Source organism: Corynebacterium kozikiae (assembly GCF_024580965.1).
Classification (GTDB): Bacteria; Actinomycetota; Actinomycetes; order Mycobacteriales; family Mycobacteriaceae; genus Corynebacterium; species Corynebacterium kozikiae.
This window is the reverse complement of the sequence record NZ_JANIKJ010000040.1, coordinates 1-1,467: the sequence shown is the minus strand read 5'-3', so window position 1 is coordinate 1,467 and position 1,467 is coordinate 1. Positions and strand designations below refer to the sequence as shown.

Annotated in this window: 1 protein-coding gene; it reads left to right on the top strand. The window is 51.9% G+C overall.

Annotated features, from left to right (window positions below; genetic code table 11):
- The first annotated feature begins 1,097 nt into the window (after nucleotides 1–1,097).
- Nucleotides 1,098–1,385 (top strand): type IIL restriction-modification enzyme MmeI, encoded by a 288-nt coding sequence (locus NQ018_RS11210; protein WP_257061013.1) that lies wholly within the window; start codon nucleotides 1,098–1,100, stop codon nucleotides 1,383–1,385.
- Nucleotides 1,386–1,467: the final 82 nt, after the last annotated feature.

Below are 1,467 nucleotides of genomic sequence, written 5' to 3'. Positions count from 1 at the left end.
CCTCGAGGCGCTCGAAGTACATGCGCACCGCGCGCTCCTGCGTGGCTGCGTCGTACTGACTGGGTCGTGCCATGCTGATCGTCCTCCTAGGGTAAAACCTAGTCTCCGACCAACCCAGGCCGCTTCACTCTGTGTAGTGGCCTTCACTTGTTGTGGCACCATTACCACTCGGGGGAAGAAGGCCTACTCCAGAAGTGAAATCCGTGCCAGAATCAGGAATGGTTTCATAATAGCCGCCCTGTCGTCCCCACAGAGGGCGATAGGGGTTGGGATTTGGCACCATTGGTAACGAATTCTGGTAGACGACAACCTCTTCGCCTGTTGCATTCGGATGGTTAAGCACCCACTGGGCTAGTTTCGCATTATCCAGAGCTCACCCGTCACTCAAATAACCTCCGATAGCCCCCGCACTCGGAGCCATAACAACTTCCGACAAGCCAATACCTAGTACGGCCAACGCTGAAACTGACTTGCGCGCTACATGGAGGCACATTGAATTACTCTTCAAAGTGTTAAACCTTTCAAGTCATCTGTTTCTATTTCTTTAGGGAACAGGAATGCGAACACCTTGAATTTTGCCGGTGATTTTTAAGTCAGTCTAAAGAGATTTACACCTTTTTAGCTGGTCCTAAACAGATCTATGAATGAAGCGACCTCGCCCCCTGTTCGAAAATAGATCTCGATCAGGTGATTTGCCTCGAACGGCTTCCCGTCACTAGGCCATACATGTAACGCGGCTCACGTCAATCCTTCTGAAAATTCCATCTTCGAAACCTCATCCGGCATACGGATTCCTGTCCCTCGAGCTATGGAGCGTCATGTCTGACCCCGGTTCCCCGAGTCCCGTTTCTGGATCATCGGAGCCGAAACAGCCAATCCCATCCCACAAGGTCAGTTCCCGCGGTGAGGGCGATATCGGATAGGAACAAGGAATACCTCCTAAACCGAAAGGATCATCGCAGGCTACCGGATGGGGTGGACATTGTCTGATCTGAGACTGAGCGCAACAAAGGCGTGAATGGGGATGGCAATCTCTGTCGGTACCAACCGATAAACTGGTACTCAACTATCTGGACCTCTTCCTTCAGGAGACACTCGTGACCCTAACGAACGCTCAGCAAAAGAAAGCCGCAATTGAATTCTCTAAGCGGTGGGCGAAGGAACCGGGCAAAGAAAAGCAACAAGCTGCACCATTCTGGCTCGAGCTTGCAAGTGACGTTCTTGGTATCAAGCGCCCCACTCAGACCATCTTCTTTGAGGAGCAGACGAACTATCACGGCTTCATTGATGCCAAGGTGCCTGACGCGATGACGTTCATCGAGCAAAAGAGCCGAGGTATTGGGGGCCGACCCCCGGAAAGTAGACACATCGGGTGGTCAATATGATGGGATTATGTTAGCTCACGCGGTCTTGGCTTCAAACTCTTTTGGTGACAGGTATCCACACCAGGAGTGACGCCTTTTGGTG